Here is an 18,232-nt window from a genome sequence, read left to right as displayed (position 1 = left end):
GCGAGTTGTTAGGCATCAGACTCACCGTCCACTGTCTTAAAGAACTCCGACTGGCTAAAGGCTCTAGTTTTTACACGCTCAGGATCATGGAGGCATGACATTGAAAGATCCAATGGATCGCCTCCGAGTATTTGAACGATGGTCGAAATAGCTTCTCCGAGCGCGCGCCATGCTGAGACTGAAAGCTCAAGAAGCTCAGTGTGGCCTAGCTCTTGAACTTTCCACTCGCGCCGGAGGAAGGGTCGTGAGTCACAGTCTGGGCCGAAAGCACCCCGGAAGACGGGATCGCTGCGGCATATGGCTTTATATCGCTCGTACGCCGCTTGCGATGATTCGAAGGGAGCGACGTTGAACCCAATGCCAATCTTAAAACCTCGCCCTTCAGTGGTTCCGATCTGGCCGCTGCTCGCCAGATCAAGCATGCCTTGATGGACAATGAAGTCTCGTTGTTGGCTGAGCTTTCGCAGCAGTTCATTGCTTTTTGTAGCGTCAATGGCTGGCTTCAACTCAGATGAATAGAGTCGATGATTTTGTAACTCCATTTTCAGAATTTGGGGGACTTCTTTCACTGCCCTAATAAATGAATTAAGCGAGTAGCGAAATGGCTCGGGTTCGTGGTAGTTGGCCTCCATTTGATGGATGTGCCAATGGCACTCGGACCACCGGTCCAGAGCCGCTGCTACTTGAGAGTGTGCACAAGCCATTTTTGATGCCTAACGATTAAGCTAAGGGGCCGGCTTTAGCCGGTCCCAGCGAACGAAGTGAGCGCTTTGAGCGCATTGTTAGGAGCTTACGCAGGTGCATCGGGTGCTCCTAGTTTTGGAGCGTTTGGGGTGAGGCCAAGCATTGCTTCATGCAGTGTGTCTTGGTTGCACCAATACTGCTCTATGGTTCCCTCGTGGGTAAACGATGATGTATTGAAGCCTTCCTCAATATCGTTGTACCAGAGGACAGTTTTGCCAATTATGGCAATTGCCCAGAAGCCACCACCATCGTTACCCCATGATGAGAGTGCCCATTTTTGCGGTGCTATAGCATTAGCCTCAAACAGCGCGCAAGTTTCTGGAGAGCACTCAACGACTTGCTGGGCAATCAGCGCTTTCAGTTCATGTAGTTGTATCGGCTGCCACATCCTTGGCTCCTAACGATTAAGCTAACGGGCAGGCAAAAGCGCAGCTTTTGACTGTCCAGCGAACGAAGTGAGCGACAGTTGAGCGCATTGTTAGCCTTGCGCCCCCTCTATTTCATGAATTTCTTTAATGATTTTATGCGCTTTCTCTGCTCTGCCAATTACTTTGTACACCATTACGCAAAATGCAATTATGGATGGTGCAAGGTAAAGAAATAATATATGCGCTTCAAAGTTAACAACCATGACGAAAAGAAGGATGCTGAATGAGGCGATTAGCAACTCTCTGCCTAATGCGCGCCATTTGTCTTTTGATTTTTCGCTTATAGGTGAGGTTATGAGCTCAAATAGAAATTGAAATGCAAAGCCGCCTGCAAAGAGGAAAGTAACGAACCGAAAATATGACTGCTCATCATATGAACTCATGTCGGCTTTGTTCATAAGCCAAAGGAGAAATCCTGAGGTCAGAACCCATAAAAGAATGATTAGTCTTTTGAGTCTCTCATTCGCATCTGTCACTGTGATATTTCCTTGTGAGGCTAACTATAAGTAGACGACACAACTGGCGTAATATTTTCCGCCACATGTGTCGCATAACATTCCTTGTCGTCCGCTAAGTCCTTGTTTGGCCTGAAGGGCGCATCAGCAAATGCGCCATAGGGGAGGAAGGCAAAAGCGACAGGATTCACAAACTCCAGCTGCTCCATCAGGAGCAGCGATTCGTCTGTGACCCTATTCGATTTGCCTTGAGGCTGTCTATCCGACGGGGCTTGCGGGGGAGGGTTAAGCGCCTTCGGTTTTCAGGCGGCCTGCCTGTTCCGATTTTTGCCTGAGCTTCTTGGCCCGTTTCTCCAGCACCAGGTAGACCACCACGGCCACCAGCAGTGGCAGTAACAGGTAGATGGCGCGGTAGCCGATCAGGGCGGCGAGGACGGCGCCCTTGGAGGCCTGGCCTTGCAGCATGGCGATGAACACCGCCTCCAGCACGCCGAGGCCGGCGGGGATGTGGGTGATGACGCCGGCGATGCTGCTGACCAGCATGATGCCGAGCACGGTGGGGTAGTCCACGCCGTCGGGCAGCAGCAGGAACACCAGCAGACTGGACAGCGACCAGTTGCACATGGACATGCCGGCCTGGGCCAGCGCCAGGCGCAGGGAGGGCAGGGTGACTTCGTGGTCGCGCCAGGTCCAGGAGCGGCGGCGGGCGAAGCGGCAGGCCAGCAGGTAGCCGGCGGCGACCAGCAGCAGGGCGACGCCGATCATCTGCAGCGCGGTGGTGCCGATCTCCCATTGCTCCGGTAGGCGCACCAGGCGCAGGGCGAACACGCCGCCGGCGAGGATCAGGTAGCCCAGCCAGTTGGTGATCAGGCTGAAGGTGAGGATGCGCGTCACCGTGGCCACGCCCAGCCCCAGACGCGAGTAGAGGCGGTAGCGCAAGGCGATGGCGCCGACCCAGGAGCTGAGGTTGAGGTTGAAGGCGTAGCAGACGAAGGTCAGCGGCAATATCTGCCGCGCCGGCAGGTGGTGGCCGGTGTAGATGCGGCCGAGCAGGTCATAGCTGGCGAACAACAGGAAGCTGACGGCGGTGATCGCTACGCAGGCGGCCAGGGTCGGCCGGTCGAAGCTGCGCAGCGCGTGGACAACCTCGCTCCACTCCAGGTTCTTCACCAGCATGAACAGCAGCACCGGCACCATGATGAAGAACAGCGCGGTGAGCAGGCGCTTGCCCCAGCGAATCCAGGGGTTGGGATGCGCTGGCTTGCTCATGGCAGCTTGCCCTGGCTGCAGAGGGCGTCATGCGTCTCGTCGGGCTCCGGGCGCAGCGATTTCAGGCGCGGCGAGTGGCCCGGGAACTTGGAGGCGATGGCGGGGAACAGCCGGGTGAAGTGGAAGCACAGGAAGATCAGCGGGGCGCGCCACCAGTAGCCACGGATCACGCGCTCCAGGCTGATGCGCTTGCAGTGCTCGTTGATCAGGGTGTGCAGGTGTTCGTAGAGCTGCTGGTTGAAGCGGGCATCGCGGATGAACAGGTTGGCTTCCAGGTTCAGCGCCAGGCTCAGCGGGTCGAGGTTGCTGGAGCCCACGGTGGCCCATTCGCGGTCGGCCAGGGCGACCTTGCCGTGCAGCGGGCGCTGGCAGTATTCGTGGATCTCCACGCCGTCGCGCAGCAGGTAGTTGTACAGCATGCGCGAGAAGCCGCGCGCCCAAGGCATGTCCGGCTGGCCCTGAAGGATCAGGGTCACCCGCACGCCGCGGCGGGCGGCATTGCGCAGTTCGCGCAGCAGACGATAGCCGGGGAAGAAATAGGCATTGGCCACCACCAGGCGGTAGTTGGCCGAGCGAATGGCCAGCAGGTACTGGGCCTCGATATCCCGGCTGTGGGCATCGTTGTCGCGCACCGTCAGGAGCATGCGGGCGTCGCCGGCCAGACGAGTGACCGGACGTACCTGGCTGGGTGCGTCCAGGGCTGGGCGCATCACCCGCAGGCTGGCGGCATGCAGGTCGGCCACAATCGGGCCGACCACTTCTACCGCGTAATCCTGCTTGGCCATCGGGCCGAAGTCGCCGAGGTGGTCGGCAGAATAGTTGATGCCGCCGACGAAGGCGCGCTCGCCATCGATCACCACCACCTTGCGGTGCAGGCGGCGGAACAGGTTGGTGCGCATGCCCAGCCAGCGCGGGCTGGGGTCGAATACATGAATATTGACCCCGGCGCTGGTCATGGCGGCGACGAACTCGCGACTGAGGTCGGCGGTGCCGTAGCCGTCCACCGTCAGCTCGACGCGCACGCCACGCTGGGCGGCGTCTATCAGCACCTGCTGCAGCTCGTTGCCGACCTTGTCCTCGAAGATGATGAAGGTCTCGATCAATACCTCGCGCTGTGCCGCGCGGATGCATTCGAAGACTCGCGGGTAATACTCCTCGCCATTGATCAGCAGCTGGACCTGATTACCTTCGCGCCAGTTGTAATTCATAGGTGAATCTCCACAGCCAAGGGGGCATGGTCGGAAAGGTGGGACCAGGGACGGGTCGACAGCGCGACGGGTGCTCGGCTGGTAGCGTTGCGCACGTAGATGCGATCCAGGCGCAGCAGCGGCCAGCGCGCCGGGAAACTCTTGGCCGGCTCGCCAAATTCGCTGGTGAAGACTTCATGCATGCGCTGTTCGGCGAGGACTGCGCTGGCGGTCTGACGCCAGTCGTTGAAGTCTCCGGCGACTATCACCGGGTCTTCCGCCGGCAGTCTCTCGACCAGGTGGCAAAGCAGGTTGAGCTGCTGACGGCGGTGCACCTCGCGCAAGCCCAGGTGCACACAGATGGCATGCACCTGGCGCGGGCCGGGTACGTCCAGCACGCAGTGCAGCAGGCCGCGCTGCTCGACCACGCCGATGGACACGTCCAGGTTCACGTATTGGCTGATGGGGAACTTGCTCATCAGCGCATTGCCGTGGTCGCCGTCCGGGTAGACCGCGTTGCGCCCGTAGGCGAACTGCGGCCACATGCTGTCGGCGAGGAATTCGTAGTGCGGCGTCTCCGGCCAGTTGCGGTGCCGGCGCGCATGGCGCTGGTGGGTGCCGAGCACCTCCTGGAGGAATACCAGGTCGGCGCCGGTGGCGCGCACCGCCTCGCGCAGCTCGGGCAGGATGAAACGCCGGTTGAGGGCAGTGAAGCCCTTGTGGGTGTTGATGGTCAGCACCTTGAGCTGATGGACGGCGGGCGCTTGCTCCACCATGAGAATCGGACTGGATTCGCTCATACCAGTTCTCCTTGCCGGCGCTGTGGCGAACGCCCCAGGCCTTCCAGCAGGTGGCGCGCGTCGTAGGGCGCGCGCACCTTCACGTCGTTATCGAAGTAGCAATACAGGTCGCGCTGGCGCTTGGCCGGCCGGTATTCGGGGCCGATCAGCCTGGCGTCCTCCGGCTGCGTGCCGGCGGTCCAGGCTTCGATGCGCGCCTGCCAGCGCAGCAGCGCCTGAGGCGAGTAGCCGCTGGTGTAGAGCTTCACGTCGCCATGCAGGCGTAGGTAGAGGAAGTCGGCGGTGACGTCCTCCACATACGGCCATTTGCCTGCGGTATCGGCCACCACCAGGGCCACGCCGTGCTTGCGCAGCAGGTCGACGAAGGCGGGGCAGAGGAAGCTGTCGTTGCGGATCTCCACCGCATGGCGCAGCTTGCGACCCGGCGCGGCCTCCAGATAGCCCTGCACGTGCAGCCGCGCATCGGCGTGCCGGGCACAGGCTCGGGCCTGGTCGGTGTCCTGTGGCAGCTGGGCGAGGAAGTCGCCGAACAGCTGTGCATCGAAACGGAAACTGGGCGGAAACTGCCAGAGGATCGGGCCGAGCTTTTCCTTCAGCTGCAGCGGGCCGGAGGCGAAGAAGTTGGCCAGCGGCTGGCCCACATCGCGCAGGCGGCGCACATGGGTGATGTAGCGCGGGGCCTTGACGCTGAAGACGAAGTCTTCCGGCGTGTCGGCATGCCAGTTGGCGTAGCGCTGCGGGTTCTGCAGGCCATAGAAGGAGCCATTGATCTCGATGCTATTCACTTCCCGCGAGGCGAACTCCAGCTCCCTGCGCTGGGGCAGACCCTTGGGGTAGAAATCGCCACGCCAGGGGGCGTAGCGCCATCCCGATATGCCGATGCGAATATCACTCATGGAACTCCCTAGGAGCGCTTGGGCACCATTGTGGCCAACATGTCGCTAGTGGGCGCGGACGCTTCGATGGTCTGATCGAGGCGGCTGCTCTCGATCTGCTCCTCGCTGCCCACTCCCAGCTGCATCTGCGGGTGCAGCTCGACCTTGATCCAGCCTTCGTCACGGCGGTCGAATGCCTTGAAGGCCTCGATGGCATCGCTCATCGGCTTGATCTGGGTGAGGATCTTGGCCGGATCGATGCGATGGTTGAGTACCAGGTCGATCAGCAGCGGGATGTACTTGCGGTGATGGCAGTTGCCCATGTTGATGGTCAGGTTCTTGTTCATCGCCGCGCCGATCGGGAATACCCGCGCCTGCTGCGGGTAAACGCCGATGATCGACAGGGTGCCGGCCTTGTCCAGCGCCTCCACGGCCCACTGCAGGGCCTGGCTCGGCGCGCTACCTGGGTGCCAGTTGGCGCCGTCCGGATGGGTCTTGGGCGCTACGGCGGCCATTTCCTCGCGAAACTGGCCGACCTGCTGCTGGCTGGCGTGGCAGGAGCACTCGGCGTCCACGCCGACCGCATCGATGGCGCGGTCCACGCCGATGCCGCTGGTCAGCCGGCGCAGGGTCTGCACAGGGTCTTCCAGGTCAAAATTGATCACCTCGGCGCCTTGCTGGCGGGCCATGCGCAGGCGGTCCTCAAGGTGGTCTATGGCGAATACCCGCGCCGCACCGAGCAGCTTGGCGCTGGCGATGGCGAACTGGCCGACCGGGCCGCAGCCGAACACGGCCACCGTGTCACCGGGAGTGATCTCGGCCATTTCGGCGCCGAAATAGCCGGTGGGGAAGATGTCCGAAAGCAGGATCGCCTGGTCGTCGCTGATCTCGCTGGGCAGCTTGACCAGGCCGATATGGGCGAAGGGAATGCGCGCTTTCTCGGCTTGCAGCCCGTGGAACGGACCGGAGGGCGAGGGGCCGCCGAAGAAGGCCGTGCCGGCCGCCTTGCCGTTGGGATTGGCCTCGTCGCATTGGGCGTAGTAGCCAGCGCGGCAGTAGGAGCAGTTGCCGCAGGCGATGGTGGAGGGGATCACCACCCGGTCGCCGATCTGCAGGTTGCGTACATCCTCGCCAAGGGCCTCGACGATACCGACGCCCTCGTGGCCGAGGATGGTGCCCTTGGCCATGCCACCGACGGTGCCACGCACGAAGTGCAGGTCGGTGCCGCAGATTGCCGAGGCGGTCAGGCGCACGATGGCGTCGGTGGACTCTTGCAGGGTGGGCTCGGGCACGTCGTCGAGACGGATATCGCCCACGTCATGGAATACTACGGCTTTCATGCGGCTCTCCGTCTCGTGCTGCCCGCAGGCCTCAGTGGGCCTGGGCCACGCCACGCAGCAGGGTGCCGCTGGACTTGTCGCTGCGGGCGCTGGCGATATTGCCGAGGGACACCACGCCGATCAGGCGCTTCTCGCGGCTGAGCACCGGCAGGCGGCGTTTCTGGATATCGGCCATGTTCTGTGCCACGTGCTGCACGTCTTCGTCCTCGAAGCAGTAACAGACGTTGCCGCTCATCACTTGGCGTACCGGGGTGTCGCTGCTCAGGCCTTCGGCCACCGCGCGCAGGGCAATGTCGCGGTCGGTGAGCATGCCCACCAGGCGGTCGTTGTCTTCCACCAGCAGGGCTCCGCTGTCGATCCGCGCCATCAGCGCGGCGGCCTCTCGAATGGTCTCGTCGGGGCGCACTGTCTGCACGTTTCGGGTCATGATTTCGCTGATCTTCATGTCGTCCTCCTGTGTCGAAAGTGGCGACGCCGCTTTTGCGGCGCCTACAGCTTCCGACTGGAGGGGACGGGCGCGGTTCAGGCTTTTTTCACCGCGGATCAGTCGCCTTCCTTCTGCAGCTTGAACAGCAGCAGCGAGCGCGGCACCACCTGGAACTGGCTGCCGGAGGCGAATTGCTCGGTGCTCAGTTGTTGCGGCTGGGCACTGTCTAGCAGGCCGATCCAGCCCGAGCCTTCGGCCACTTCCGGCAGATGGAAGTCCACCGCCTCGTGGTAGGCGTTGAGGATTAGCAACAGGGTGGCATCGGCGCCGCTGCGGCGGATGCCGGTGGGCTGGGCGCGGCCGTCCATCAGCATGCCCATGCAGCGCGCCTCGTTGTCGTGCCAGTGCTCCTCGCTCATTTCCTCACCGTTCGGTGCCAGCCAGGTGACGTCCTTGACCCCCAGGTCCTCGTTGTAATGGCCGACCAGAAAGCGCCCGCGGCGCAGGATCGGATAGGCCCGGCGCAGGGCGATCAGGCGGCGGGTGAAGTCGATCAGCCCCTGGCCTTCCTCGTCGATGTTCCAGTCCACCCAGCTCAGCTCGTTGTCCTGGCAGTAGGCGTTGTTGTTGCCCTGCTGGGTGCGGCCGAATTCGTCGCCGGCCAGCAGCATCGGCGTGCCCTGGGCGAACAGCAGGGTGCCTAGCAGGTTGCGCATCTGGCGCAGGCGCAGTTCGCGGATATCGCCGTCGTCGGTCGGGCCTTCGTAGCCGTGGTTCCAGGAGATGTTGTGGTCGGTACCGTCGCGATTGCCCTCGTCGTTGGCATCGTTGTGCTTGTGGTCGTAGGACACCACGTCGCGCAGGGTGAAGCCGTCGTGGGCGGTGACGAAGTTGACCGAGGCGAACGGGCGCCGGCCGCGTTGGTTGAACAGGTCGCCCGAGGCGGTGAGGCGGCTGGCCAGCTCGGGCAGCTGGCCCTCGTCGCCTTTCCAGAAGGCTCGCACGTTGTCGCGGAACTTGTCGTTCCACTCCGCCCAGCCGGGCGGGAAGCCGCCCACCTGGTAGCCGCCGGGGCCGCAGTCCCAGGGCTCGGAGATCAGCTTGACCTTGCTCAGCACCGGGTCCTGGCGGCAGGCGACGAGGAAGCTGTGGCGCTCGTCGAAGCCGTCGGCGTAGCGACCGAGGATGGTCGCCAGGTCGAAGCGAAAACCGTCCACGCGCATCTCGGTGGCCCAGTAGCGCAGCGAGTCGGTGACCATCTGCAGCACGCAGGGGTGCGACAGGTCCAGGGTGTTGCCGGTGCCGGAATCGTTGATGTAGTAGCGCCGGTCATCCGGCATCAGGCGGTAGTAGCTCGCGTTGTCGATGCCGCGCATGCAAAGGGTCGGCCCGCGCTCGTTGCCCTCGGCGGTGTGGTTGTAGACCACGTCGAGAATCAGCTCCAGGCCGGCATCGTGCAGGTGCGCGACCATCTCCTTGAACTCGCTGACCTTGCCGCTGGCGAGGTACGCCGGGTGCGGCGCGAAGAAGCCGATGCTGTTGTAGCCCCAGTAGTTGTTCATGCCCTTTTCCAGCAGGTGCTGGTCATTGACGAAGGCATGCACCGGCAACAGCTCGATGCTGGACACCCCGAGCGAGCGGATGTGCTTGAGCAGCTCCGGGTTCATCAGCCCGGCGCAGGTGCCGCGCAGGTTCTCCGGCACCGCCGGGTGCTGCATGCTGATGCCGCGCAGGTGGGTCTCGTAGAGGATGGTGCTGTCCCATGGCACGCGGATCGGCGCCTGTTCACCCCAGGTGAACGCCGGGTCCATGACCTTGCTCTTGGGCACGAAGGCGGCGCTGTCGCGCTCGTCGTAACTGAGGTCGGAATCGGCATGGCCGATGGTGTAGCCGAACAGCGCCTCGGACCACTTGAGCCGGCCCACCAGTTGCTTGGCGTAGGGGTCGATCAGCAGCTTGTTGGGATTGAAGCGGTGCCCGGCATCCGGCTCGTAGGGGCCGTATACCCGGTAGCCATAGACCTGGCCGGGATGCGCGTCCGGCAGGTAGCCGTGCCAGATCTCGTCGGTGTATTCGGGTAACTCGATGCGCTCGATTTCGGTCTTGCCCTGATCGTCGAACAGGCATAGCTCGACCTTGGTGGCGTGGGCCGAGAACAGGGCGAAATTGACACCCAGGCCGTCCCAGGTTGCTCCCAGGGGGAAGGGATGACCCTCGGCGATACGTGAACGCTGCGTACCCATGCTCACCTCTCAGGTCTTCGGGGTCTTGGTGGCGCTGCGCGTGGTGCGCGGCTTCTTCAGCAATGCCGGCTGCTCGGCCTGGGCTTCTGCCTCGGCCATGCTCACCGCCTTGGGCTTGCTGATACGCCGCGGTTTGAGCGCCGGCGCAGGTTCGCTGGCAGCTTCCGCCTCGGCCAGCTTGTAGGCCATGGCCCAGTGGCGTTCCTCCTGGCCGGCGGGTTTACCCTCGGACTCCCAGATCTGATAGGCGAATTCGCGGACGCGGTTTTCATCGATGCTCATGGAAAATTCTCCTGGCGCGGTTTCAGGCAGACGAGATTGACTGGAAATTCCGCCAACACTTCGGCCAGGGAAAGGTGGCCGTGGTTGATCGGTTGATGGGGCGGGAAGATGCCGGTCGGGCCGAGTCCGGCGAACTCGGCTGGCAGTAGCACACGGGTGTCGCCCCAGCGCTCGGCGGGTATGTGTGGCACCTCGCCGCTGCCAAGCAGGCCGGCGGCCAGGCGCGGCACCACGACCACCAGGTGGGTGTCGCCGAAGCTGCGGGCGAAAGCCAGTACGCGACTGGCCTGTTCGCCCTCTACGTCCAGCGCGCGATAGTCGCCGCGGGCGAACAGCTGTGGGCGGGCATGCCGGATGGCAAGCAAATTGGCGATCAGCCATTGCTTGACCCGACCATCCTGCCAGTGAGCGAGCAGCTCGGCCGGCTCGGCCAGGCCGTCCAGCGAGGCGACGCGGGCGGCGAAATCCACCGGCCGGCGGTTGTCCGGATCGACCAGGCTGAAGTCCCAGTACTCGCAGCCTTGGTATAGATCGGGCACCCCCGGCGCGCTGAACTTGAGCAGGCACTGGGCCAGGCTGTTGAGGGCACCGGCCGGGGCGATGGCGGCCACCGCGGCGACCAGCTCCAGGCGCAGCTCCCGGCCTTCCGGGCGGGTCAGCAGGCGCTCGAGAAACTCCTGACTGGCTGCCTCGTGCTCGGCGTTGGGCGCGTTCCAGCTGCTGTTCAGCTTGGCCTCGCGCAGAGCCTTCTGTTGCCAGGTGCGCATGCGCTGCAGATAGGCCTGCAGGCCCTCGGCATCGTCCGCGCCCAGCTCCAGTGGCCAGCTGCCGAGCAGGGCCTGGTAGAGAATCAGTTCTTCATCGGCACTCGGCGCGCTTTCCGGCAGATCGCCACGCCACAGGGCGGCCAGGGTGCGCCAGCGCTGGACCTTCTCGGCATACCAGGACGCGCGTTCGCTGAGCACGGCGAGACGGGCGCGGCTGTCCTCGCCACGCTTGTGGTCGTGGGTGGCAGTGGCCAGCTGGTTGTCCGGCAGCTTGCTTGCTCGCTCGCGGTTGCACTGGTGGAAATATTCGAGGGGCTGGCTGAAGTGTTCGGCGTCGAAGCCCACGTCGTAGCGCGACAGCAACACGCCGGCACGGTAGCAGGCGGTGTCCTCCACCGCCTTGGCCGCCACCGGCGAGGTCAGTTGCTGGAAGCGGCTCAGCACCCGCGCGCGCAGCTTGCGTGGGCGCCCTGGCGGCAGCTCGCGCAACGCCTGGCCACCGAGCCAGCGATCGAGATGTTCGAGCAGCGGCCAGTCGGCCTCGGCCAGGGTCAGGCGTGCGCCATCCAGGGCCTGCTGGAACACGCGTTGGTCCTGTTCGGAGCGGCCGCAGGCGTGGGCATAGGTGCGGTACACCGGGAAATGCACGATCAGTTCGAGCAGCGCGCGGCGGATCGAGGCCAGGGTCAGGTCGCGGGTGGCGATGTCATTGCGCGCCACCTGCAGCAGGCCCTGGGCGACTTCCTCCAGATCGCCGGTGAGCGAACTGCCGAGTACCAGACGGCGCGCCTCCAGTGCCTCCTCGGCGAATTCCTGCGTGCGGCCGCCCAGCTCGCTCCACAGCTCGCGCAGCGGCTGCTCGCCGCGTGGGTCGTGCTGCAGCAGGGCGAGCTGGTTCATGAACTCGTAGCCGGTGGTGCCATCCACATTCCAGCTATCCGGCAGGTGCTCGCCGTAGCCGAGGATCTTCTCCACGTAGATCGGGAAATGCTGGCCGGACATCGCCTGCGGGCGCTGTGCCAACAGCAGGTCGACGCGCCGGCGCAGGCGCCGGCAGTAAGCACGCGGGTTGGCCAGGCCGTCGACATGGTCGATGCGCAGGCCATCGACCAGGCCCTGCTCGATCAGCTGGAAGATCTTGCTGTGGGTCAGCTCGAACACTTCCGGGCGCTCCACCCGCAGGCCGCCCAGCTCGTTGATGTCGAAGAAGCGCCGCCAGTTGATGTCGTCAGCCGCCGTGCGCCAGCTGGCTACCCGGTAATGCTGGCGTTCCAGCAGGCGGTGCAGGCGCTGCACGCCGGCTTCGTCGTCACAGCGGTAACACGCCAACGCATGGTGCATCGCCTCGCCACTCATCTCCGGGCGGCCCAGCTGGGCCAGTTCGGCGCACAACGGCTGGGTGTTGTGCCAGGCATCGCTGTCGCCGCGCAGGGCGTCGAAACGCTTGGCCAGCTCTGCCAGCGCCGGGTCCTCGGCGCGGCGCAGTATCTCGCCATAGCTGGGTGGGGTAATCGGCAGGCGATGCTCGAAGTGCTGGGCGTAGAAGCGGCCCTTTTCGGGGTCGAAGTGCAGGCCGATGCTACCGCTGGCCAGGGCCTCGCCGTAATCGTTACGCAGGAAGGGCACCAGCAGCTGGCCGGCCAGCAACGGGTCGTGGGAGTGCCACTGAATGTCGAAGAACTTGGCGAAGGGGCTGTCCTTGCCCCATTCCAGCAGGTCCAGCCACCAGGGGTTGGCGTCGCCGCCGACCGCCATGTGGTTGGGCACTATGTCGAGGATCAGGCCGATGCCGCGCCCATGCAGGGCCTCCACCAGGCGCACCAGGCCGGGCTCGCCACCCAGCTCGGGATTGATCCGGGTCGGATCGACCACGTCGTAGCCGTGCATCGAGCCTGGGCGCGCAGTGAGTAGCGGCGAGGCGTACACGTGGCTGATGCCCAGGCGCGAAATGTAGGGCACCAGTTCAACCGCGTCATGCAGGGTAAAGCCTTGGTGGAACTGCAGGCGCAGGGTGGCGCGCAAATCAATCATCGATGGCCTCCTGGCGCGCTCTGGCCAGCCGGGTCAGGCGGCGTTCGGTGTCGGCCTTTTCGAGCAGCTGGCGTACCGGCAGGGCCTGGCGCCGGCGCCAGTTGGGATGGGTCTGGCCGGGGCCGGGCAGGTTGGGTTGCTGGTCGGCACCGGTGGCGTCCTCCAGCGGCAACAACACCAGTGACGCCGGTGTGCCGCCGATGTAGTCGATGCTGGCCTGCAGGCAGGCTTCGGCGTCCTCACGCGGGCCCTGCAAGCGACCGTGCTCGGCCAGCGCATCGATCAGTGCGGCGCTTTCCCGGGCGCGCTCGGCGCGGTCGTCGCTCTCCTGTTCCGCTCGGATGTGGCCAGCGCGCAGACGCCAGTCGATGTCGTGGCCGGCCAGCCAACCCTTGATGCTCGGCAGGTCGTGGGTGCTGGTGGTGGCCAGGGCATTGCGTGGCCACTGGCGCGGGGCGATGAAGCGGCCGTCGTGCTGTTCGAACAGCAGCACGCGCATGCCGAGGATGTTGCGCCGCGCCAGTTCCTCACGCAGGCCCTCGGGCACGGTGCCGAGGTCTTCGCCAATGACCAGCGCGCGATGGCGGTGGGATTCCAGGGCCAGCAGGCGCAACAGGTCGGTCATCGGGTAGCGCAGGTAGGCGCCGTCCTGCGGCTCGCCGCCGTGGGGAATGACCCAAAGACGCTGCAGCCCCATCACGTGGTCGATGCGGATGCCGCCAGCGTGGGCCAGGTTGGCCTGCAGCATCTCGATAAACGCGCGGAAGCCATGGCGCTGCAGACCGTCGGGGGAGAAGGCGGACACGCCCCAGTTCTGCCCGGCGCGATTGAGGATGTCGGGCGGTGCACCCACCGTCAGTTCCGGCAGCAGTTCGTTCTGCCGGCTCCAGGCCTGGCTGCCGGCACAGTCGGCGCCTACAGCCAGGTCGGCGATCAGGCCGATGCCCATGCCGGCGCCGCTGGCCACCGTTTGCGCGCTCTCCAGGCCACGCGCCATCAGCCACTGGGCGAAGGCGTGGAAGCCGACCTGCTCAGCGTGCTCGCTGGCGAAGCGCTGCACCGCCGCGTGGCGCGGGTCGCGGAACTGCTCCGGCCAGTTGCGCCAGTCGCCGGACTCACCACGGCTCAGCATATGGCCATGCAGCGCCTCGAAGCGGCAGTGCTGGAGCAGGGCATCGCCACCGGCGTCGCAGAAGGCGGTGAAGTTGCCGAGCAGAGAGCCGTCGCTCTCGCGAAAGTCGCGGTACAGCTCGCGCAGCAGGCACTGCCGCGCCTTGGCCACGGCGGGCCAGTCGATCAGTTCCAGCTGCTCCAGCCGGGCCCATTCCTCCTGCAGGTCGCAGGCGGCGATGGCCCATTCCACCGGCTCGCTGCCGAGCAGATTGGCCGGGTCGGCGTGCAGCACGTTGAAGAACAGGCGGCTGGAGGGCGAGTAGGGGCTGTAATGCTCGGGAGCGGCGGAGAACATCGCATGCACCGGGCTGATCGCCAGGGCATCGGCGCCCTGGTTGGCAGCATGCCGGGCCAGGTCTTCCAGGGCCCGGGTGTCGCCCAGGCCGCCGTCGCCGGGGCGGCGCAGCGAATACAGCTGGGCCGTGAGGCCCCAGGCGTGGCGCTTGCCGCACAGCTCCTCGACACTGCGGCAGGCCGGTGGCGCCACTGCCAGGGTCAGGCGCGCGTCGCCGATCTCCAGGCGGTGGTAGCCGGGAATGTCCTGGGCTGGCAGGCAACCCTGGTGGTCGAGCCGACCGGACTGCACCTGGCCGCCCTCAAGTGTCAGCTTGTAGGGCTGTTCCGCCGTATAGCCCGGCAGTGGTGTTGCCTGGCTCTGTTCCAGGGTCAGCAGCGGTCCGAGGCCCGCCTCGGCGTCGCGGTGGCGCAGCTCGCCCAGGCTGCCCTGAATCTGCTGCGGGCTCTGCGCCGGATAGCCGAGGGACTCCAGCAAGCGCCGCTGTGCTTCCGGGCTGACGCGCTGCGGGCGACCGTGGGCATCCTGCCAGTCCACGCTGAGGCCGGCGGCGTCCGCCAGTTCGGCGAGCAGGGCATCGCTCATGGCGCCACCTCCAGCACGGCCTGGGCACTGCGCGCAGGCAGCAGGCCCTGGCAATACTCCTCCTCGTTGACCCGGTGCGCGCACAGCAGCTTGCCGGCCGGCGAACGGGCACCGGTCTCCACCGCAAGATCCCCCAGGTTGATGTCGATACGCAGCAACTGGCCATTGCCGAGGCGCCAGCCGGCCGATAGGGCGCAGGGGGCCAGCACCGTGACGCCCAGCGAATGGGTGCCGGGCAGGGCCGGTACGATGCGGCTGTGGCGCAGGTGTAGCAGGCGCCGGTAGTAGTCCAGCCACTCGCGTTGGCGCGGCTGGCTGCTGGGTGCCAGGTCCGGTTGCGAGCGGGTGAAGGTGGCCAGGTCGTTGGGGTCGGGAATGCGCTGCAGCAACGCGGGGTCGGCGAAGCGCGAAAACTCGGCGAACTCGCTGCGCCGGCCATCGCGCACCGCATTGGCCAGCTCGCCCTGGTGATCGGTGAAGAACAGGAACGGTTGGATCGAACCCCATTCCTCCCCCATGAACAGCAGCGGCACCATGGGCGAGAGCAACAGCAGCAGGGTGGCGGCCTTCAGCGCGTCCTCGTCGGCCATGGCGGCCAGGCGCTCGCCAAAGGCGCGATTGCCGACCTGATCGTGGTTCTGCAGGAACAGCACGAAGGCCGTTGGCGGCAGCCCGCCGCTGGGTTCGCCACGCGGCTTGCCGTGGCGGTTGGCCTGGCCCTGAAAGACGAAACCTTCGGCCAGGCAGGTGGCCAGCTTGGCGGTGGCATCCTCGGCGAAGTCGGCGTAGTAACCCTCGGTCTCGCCGGTCAGCAGCACATGCAGGGCGTTGTGGCCGTCGTCGTTCCATTGGGCCGTGTAGCTGTGCTCCAGCAGGCTGGCCGAGTTGTTCTCGTTCTCCAGGATCAGATGGACATGGCGGCCGGGTGGCACCGCGGCATACACCCGCTCGGCCAGGTCGGCGAGGAAGTCGTCGTCGCCGATGGCATGCACGGCGTCCAGGCGCAGGCCGTCGACGCGGTAGTCGAGCAGCCACATCAGGGCGTTCTCGCAGAAGAAGTCGCGCACCTGCGGGCGGCGGAAGTCGATGGCCGCGCCCCAAGGGGTGTGGCGGTCCTCGCGGAAGAACGCGCTGGCGTAGTGGCCCAGGTAGTTGCCGTCCGGACCGAAGTGGTTGTAGACCACGTCGACGAACACCATCAGACCCATGCCGTGGGCGCTGTCGATCAGGTGCTTGAGCTGTTCCGGCGTGCCGTAGCTGCCGTCCGGGGCGAACGGCAGTACGCCGTCGTAGCCCCAGTTGCGCCGCCCTGGGAATTCTCCGAGTGGCATTAGCTCGATGGCCGTCACGCCCAGCTCGGCCAGGTGCGGCAGCAGCGCCTCGACGCCGGCGTAGCCGCCCAGCAAACCGGCGTGCAGTTCGTAGATCACCGTCTCGTGCCAGGGCCGCCCGCGCCAGTTGGCATGGCGCCATACATAGCTGCGGTGATCGACCACCCGGCTGAAGCCGTGCACATCGCCGAACTGGCGGCGCGACGCCGGGTCCGGCACGCGCCGACTACCGTCGACGATGAAGCGGTAACTGGTGTCCGCCGGGCATTCCAGCTCGCTCTCGAACCAGCCGTCCGCCGCCTCCTGCATCGGATGCAGCGCGCCGTCCTGCAGCTCCAGCACTACCTCGCGGCAGTCGGGCGCCCACAGGGCGAAGCGTGTGCGCCCTTGATCAAGCCGTGTGGCTCCGTGGCTGTACATCAAAGCGCGTCCGCGGCGAGGCGAGTGGCACCCAGCAGCTCCTGATACAGCTCGTCGTAGGGCAGCACCGACTGGCGCCAGAACAGCGGCGCGGCCATGGCGCGGCAACGCATGGCGCTGAGCAGCTCGGGGTGGCGATAGACGTTGAACGCGCGCTGCACCGCCTCCTGGTAGCTCTCCAGGGTGGATTCGCGGAACAGGAAGCCGGTGACGCCATCCTCGATGGTGTCGGCCAGGCCACCGGTGCGCCGGGCGATCGGCAGCGAGCCGAAGCGCTGGGCGTACATCTGGCTCAGGCCGCAGGGTTCGAAGCGCGAGGGCATGAGCAGGAAGTCGCTGCCGGCGAAGATGCGCCGGGCGTCCGTTTCGTTGAAGCCGATATGCACGCCGATGCGTCCCGGATGGCGCTGAGCCAGTTCGGTCATGGCCGCCTCCAGCTCCGGCTCGCCGCGACCGATCACCGCCAGGCGGCCGCCCAGGGCGACTATCTGTTCGGCCACGCCACGGGTCAGGTCGATGCCTTTCTGCTGCACCAGGCGCGAGACCACGGCGAACAGCGGGCCGGAATCCGCATCCAGGCCGAGCATCTGCTCGACATGGGCGGCATTGGCGCGCTTGCCTTGCCACTGGCGCACGCCGAAGCTCTGCACCAGGTGCGGGTCGGTGCGCGGCTCCCAGCTCTCGTCGATGCCGTTGACGATGCCGCTGAGCTGGCCGTCGGCGACCTTGGCCTGCAGCATGCCCTCCAGGCCGCAGCCGAAGGCCGGAGTGGTGATCTCCTCGGCGTAGGTGCGGCTTACCGTGGTCACATGGCTGGCGTAGACGATGCCGGCCTTGAGGAACGACAGCTTGCCGTAGAACTCCATGCCCTCACTGCTGCAGGCCTCGGCGGGAATGCCCAGCTCGGCGCTGCACTGCAGGTCGCACAGGCCCTGGTAGGCCAGATTATGGATGGTCAGCACGGTGGGGCTGGCCACCTGGCGCCAGGCCATGTAGGCCGGGGCCAGGGCGGCCGGCCAGTCGTTGGCGTGGACCAGCTCCGGGCACCAGCGAATGCACGCGGTACCGCTGGCGATCTCGGCCGCGGCCAGGCCCAGGCGGGCGAAGCGGATATGGTTGTCCGCCCAGTCGCGGCCGTGGGCGTCGCCATAGGGCGTGCCGTCGCGCTCGTACAGTTCGGGGTTGATCAGCACATAGACGATCAGGCCATCGGCCAGGTCCATGCGCCCGATCTTGCAGGGTGGCAAGGCGGCGTGGCCGCCGACCTCACCGACTATGCGGATGTTCTGGCCGCTTTCCATGACCTGGCTGTAGCCGGGAATCAGCACGCGAATATCGTGATGACTCGACAGCGCGCGGGGCAGGGCGGCGGACACGTCTCCCAGGCCCCCGACCTTGACCAGGTCGGCGAACTCGGAGGTGACGAAAAGAACCCGCTTCTTCTGCTCATGCAGGCTCTCGACGTGCAAATGCGGTGGAGCTGGAAGCTGTGTCATGGCCTGTGCATCGATTCTTGCGGTCACAGCGACGTTTCCCATGTCTTTACTCCGAAATCAGTGGATCGCCTGCCGCTTCGCCTG

The 18,232-nt window shown here is 65.3% G+C and carries 15 protein-coding genes; all 15 read right to left on the bottom strand.

The genetic code is table 11. From position 1 onward, the window contains the following. Positions 1 to 8: 8 nt before the first annotated feature. Positions 9 to 632 (bottom strand): hypothetical protein, encoded by a 624-nt coding sequence (locus FFS62_RS12830; protein ID WP_137973190.1) that lies wholly within the window; start codon positions 630 to 632, stop codon positions 9 to 11. A gap of 158 nt (positions 633 to 790) precedes the next feature. Next, on the bottom strand, positions 791 to 1,132 hold the full coding sequence (locus FFS62_RS12825; RefSeq protein WP_218569289.1) for a hypothetical protein: 342 nt from the start codon (positions 1,130 to 1,132) through the stop codon (positions 791 to 793). Positions 1,133 to 1,222: 90 nt separating this feature from the next. Continuing rightward, positions 1,223 to 1,570 (bottom strand): hypothetical protein, encoded by a 348-nt coding sequence (locus FFS62_RS12820; RefSeq protein WP_137973189.1) that lies wholly within the window; start codon positions 1,568 to 1,570, stop codon positions 1,223 to 1,225. 342 nt (positions 1,571 to 1,912) lie between these two features. After that, the gene (locus FFS62_RS12815; protein ID WP_137973188.1) at positions 1,913 to 2,896 is read right to left on the bottom strand and encodes a lysylphosphatidylglycerol synthase domain-containing protein; all 984 of its coding nucleotides are present in this window, start codon (positions 2,894 to 2,896) and stop codon (positions 1,913 to 1,915) included. Next, positions 2,893 to 4,104: a cardiolipin synthase ClsB gene (gene clsB / locus FFS62_RS12810; protein ID WP_137973187.1), complete on the bottom strand. Its 1,212-nt coding sequence runs from the start codon at positions 4,102 to 4,104 to the stop codon at positions 2,893 to 2,895. Before clsB ends, FFS62_RS12815 begins: the two co-directional genes overlap by 4 nt. Next, positions 4,101 to 4,883 (bottom strand): endonuclease/exonuclease/phosphatase family protein, encoded by a 783-nt coding sequence (locus FFS62_RS12805; protein ID WP_137973186.1) that lies wholly within the window; start codon positions 4,881 to 4,883, stop codon positions 4,101 to 4,103. The genes clsB and FFS62_RS12805 overlap by 4 nt, the downstream gene beginning before the upstream one ends. Then, the gene (locus FFS62_RS12800) at positions 4,880 to 5,779 is read right to left on the bottom strand and encodes a DUF72 domain-containing protein (protein ID WP_137973185.1); all 900 of its coding nucleotides are present in this window, start codon (positions 5,777 to 5,779) and stop codon (positions 4,880 to 4,882) included. Before FFS62_RS12800 ends, FFS62_RS12805 begins: the two co-directional genes overlap by 4 nt. Before the next feature lie 8 nt (positions 5,780 to 5,787). After that, positions 5,788 to 7,098 (bottom strand): zinc-dependent alcohol dehydrogenase, encoded by a 1,311-nt coding sequence (locus FFS62_RS12795; protein WP_137973184.1) that lies wholly within the window; start codon positions 7,096 to 7,098, stop codon positions 5,788 to 5,790. 31 nt (positions 7,099 to 7,129) lie between these two features. After that, positions 7,130 to 7,543, bottom strand: a complete 414-nt coding sequence (locus FFS62_RS12790) for a CBS domain-containing protein (protein ID WP_137973183.1) — start codon at positions 7,541 to 7,543, stop codon at positions 7,130 to 7,132. 98 nt (positions 7,544 to 7,641) lie between these two features. Further along, positions 7,642 to 9,768: a glycogen debranching protein GlgX gene (gene glgX, locus FFS62_RS12785; RefSeq protein ID WP_137973182.1), complete on the bottom strand. Its 2,127-nt coding sequence runs from the start codon at positions 9,766 to 9,768 to the stop codon at positions 7,642 to 7,644. Positions 9,769 to 9,777: 9 nt separating this feature from the next. Further along, positions 9,778 to 10,050, bottom strand: a complete 273-nt coding sequence (locus FFS62_RS12780; RefSeq protein ID WP_137973181.1) for a DUF2934 domain-containing protein — start codon at positions 10,048 to 10,050, stop codon at positions 9,778 to 9,780. Then, on the bottom strand, positions 10,047 to 12,848 hold the full coding sequence (locus tag FFS62_RS12775) for a malto-oligosyltrehalose synthase (RefSeq protein ID WP_137973180.1): 2,802 nt from the start codon (positions 12,846 to 12,848) through the stop codon (positions 10,047 to 10,049). The genes FFS62_RS12780 and FFS62_RS12775 overlap by 4 nt, the downstream gene beginning before the upstream one ends. Then, on the bottom strand, positions 12,841 to 14,901 hold the full coding sequence (malQ, locus tag FFS62_RS12770; protein ID WP_137973179.1) for a 4-alpha-glucanotransferase: 2,061 nt from the start codon (positions 14,899 to 14,901) through the stop codon (positions 12,841 to 12,843). Before malQ ends, FFS62_RS12775 begins: the two co-directional genes overlap by 8 nt. Then, positions 14,898 to 16,652: a malto-oligosyltrehalose trehalohydrolase gene (gene treZ / locus FFS62_RS12765; RefSeq protein WP_137973178.1), complete on the bottom strand. Its 1,755-nt coding sequence runs from the start codon at positions 16,650 to 16,652 to the stop codon at positions 14,898 to 14,900. Before treZ ends, malQ begins: the two co-directional genes overlap by 4 nt. Beyond that, positions 16,652 to 18,148, bottom strand: coding sequence for a glycogen synthase GlgA (gene glgA, locus FFS62_RS12760; protein ID WP_256662210.1), 1,497 nt, complete (start codon positions 18,146 to 18,148; stop codon positions 16,652 to 16,654). Before glgA ends, treZ begins: the two co-directional genes overlap by 1 nt. Positions 18,149 to 18,232: the final 84 nt, after the last annotated feature.

It is taken from the genome of Pseudomonas sp. F(2018) (assembly GCF_005508865.1).
Lineage (GTDB): Bacteria > Pseudomonadota > Gammaproteobacteria > Pseudomonadales > Pseudomonadaceae > Aquipseudomonas.
Note: the sequence above shows the minus strand (reverse complement) of the source record. Positions and strands in the feature narration are given on the sequence as shown.